Origin of the sequence: Azospirillum sp. B506 (assembly GCF_000333595.1) — a bacterium.
Classification (GTDB): domain Bacteria; phylum Pseudomonadota; class Alphaproteobacteria; order Azospirillales; family Azospirillaceae; genus Azospirillum.
Genome location: NZ_BADK01000126.1, coordinates 1 through 2399, shown reverse-complemented (window position 1 = coordinate 2399; position 2399 = coordinate 1). Strand labels below are relative to the sequence as shown.

The 2399-nt window shown below is 72.2% G+C and carries 2 protein-coding genes; both read left to right on the top strand.

The annotated features are described in order from the left end of the window. Positions 1–2059 (top strand): ATP-binding protein (locus I71_RS04450; RefSeq protein WP_042691170.1); only part of this gene is annotated, 2059 nt, incomplete at its 5' end. After that, positions 2056–2370 (top strand): hypothetical protein, encoded by a 315-nt coding sequence (locus tag I71_RS04445; protein ID WP_042691168.1) that lies wholly within the window; start codon positions 2056–2058, stop codon positions 2368–2370. The genes I71_RS04450 and I71_RS04445, both read left to right, overlap by 4 nt. Positions 2371–2399 lie beyond the last annotated feature (29 nt).

Genomic DNA, 2399 nt, shown 5'->3' with positions numbered 1-2399 from the left:
CGAGATCCGCACGCCGATGAACGGCGTGCTGGGCATGCTGGGCCTGCTGGAACGGACGGAGCTGGACGACCTTCAGCGCGACACCGTCGGCACCATGCGCGAATCGGCCAACGCCCTGCTGCGGATCATCGACGACATCCTGGACTTCTCGAAGATCGAAGCCGGAAAGATGGATCTGGAACGGGTGCCGCTGTCGGTCCCCGCTCTGATCGAAGGGGTGGCCGAAACACTGGCGCCGGCCGCCGGGGCCAAGGGGTTGACACTGTTGACCTATGTGGACCCGGCGATTCCGCCGGCCCTGCTGGGCGACCCGGTGCGGCTGCGCCAGATCCTGTTCAATCTGGTCGGCAATGCCATCAAGTTCACCGAGGCCGGCCGCGTCGTGCTGCAGGCGACACTGGAACCGCCGCCGGCGGATGCGGGGTCGGATGCGGACCCGCTGCTGCGCATCGCCGTCCGCGACACCGGCATCGGCATCGCCGACGCGACCCGCCAGCGCCTGTTCCAGCCCTTCACCCAGGCGGAAAGCTCCACCACCCGGAGATTCGGCGGCACCGGGCTCGGGCTGTCGATCAGCCGGCGATTGGCGACGCTGATGGGCGGCGAGATCGGGGTGGAGAGCAAGCCCGGTCTCGGCTCCACCTTCTGGCTGCGTCTGCCTCTGCCCCGCGCCGCCGCCACGGCGGCTGTGGCGGAGGACGGTCAGGATGCGGTCGACCTGGACGGTCTGACCGTCCTGCTGGGCGTCCCCGACGAGACGGAGCGCGGGTTCCTCGCCCGCTATCTGGAGGAGGCGGGCGTCCGCGTGCTGCCGGCCGCCTCCCCGCCCGAACTGGCGGCACAGGCGCGCATCGCCCGCGAGGCCGGCTGCGCCGTCGGCGTCGTCACCATCGACGAGGCGCTGCACGTCCCCGCCGCCGCCTTCGCCCCGGAAGAGCTGGGCCGCCGCAGCGGCGAGGCCCGGCCGCCGGTGGTGCTGCTCTGCCATGAGACCGGTGGGATGCCCGGCCCGACCTCCCGTCCGGCCATGAGGGGGGCGGAAGCCGGCACGGTGGTGCTGAGCCGTCCACTGCGCCGGATGGTCCTGTTGCGCGCGGTGGCCGTGGCCGCCGGCCGGCTGCGTCCACAACACAGCCCTCCCCAGCCCTCCGCCCACCCCCTCTCCGCCGCAGCCATACCCACACTGGCAGCCCCGGCCGCGGCCGGCCCCGGCACGCCCAGCGTGGAGGAGGCGGAAGCCCAGGGTCGCCTGATCCTGGTGGCGGAAGACAATCCGGTAAACCGCAAGGTCCTGCTGATGCAACTGCAGGCGCTGGGCTATGCCGCGGAAATGGCCCCCGGCGGTGCGGAGGCCCTGGCGGCGCTCGATGCCATGCGGCAGGGCCGGCGGCACTACGCCCTGCTGCTGACCGACGTCCAGATGCCGGAGATCGACGGATACGAACTGACCCGCCGCATCCGCGGCGACGAAGCCTCGTCCGGCGCCGGTCTCCGGCTGCCCATCGTCGCCATCACCGCCAACGCAGCTCCCGCCGATATCGAGAGCTACCGTGCCGCCGGGATGGACGACGTGCTGAGCAAGCCGCTGGAGCTGTCGCAGCTGGCCGCGACACTGACGCGCTGGATGCCACAGGCGGCGAACGTGGCGGATTCCCTCACTGCGGCCCCTCCCCTTGCCGGCACCAGGATGGTGGATCTCGGCAATCTGCGCGCGCTGTGCGGCGGCGATGCCGAGATGCTGGCGGAACTGCTGGACGATTTCGTCACCATCGGTCGCAGCGTGATCGCCGATCTGGGCATGGCCCTGGACAAGGGCGACCGCGACTGGGTGAGGGCCTGCGCCCACAATCTGAAGGGATCCTCCCGCAACGCCGGGGCCAAGCCGCTGGCCGAGGCCGCCCGCGTCCTGGAACAGTCCGCGGTGGACGGTGCCCCGCCTGCCCGGCTGGCGGAGGAGGCCGACCGGCTGCGCGAAGCCTTCGCCGCGACCTGTGCCGCCATCGAACGGGACCTGACCACGGCGGAGCCGTCGAGGGAAGCGGAACGGCCGACGGCATGAGCGATCCGACGACGCTCCACCCCGACCGGCGGCAGACCCTCGGCCTGCTGCTGGGGGCAGCCGCCACGGCAGTCGCCGGAACGGACGCCTCGGCCCAGCAGGCCCCGCCGGATGTCAGCGTGCCGCGACTGGGCGAGGAACTGACCCCCTTTGGAGCGGTGCGGGCCGGCAACCGCACGCGGGCGATCCCGCCCTGGACCGGCGGGCTGACCGAGGCGCCGCGCGGCTATGTTCCCGACCGCCCCTCGCCCGATCCCTACTTCGAGGATGTGCGCTGGTTCACCGTCCGCGCCGCCCATGTCGAGCGCTAACAGGTCCGGCTGACCGCCGGGCAGCTGGC

Coding starts and splice junctions, on each gene's coding strand:
- I71_RS04445 (WP_042691168.1), top strand. CDS start 2,056: ATGAGCGATCCGACGACGCTCCACCCCGACCGGCGGCAGACCCTCGGC.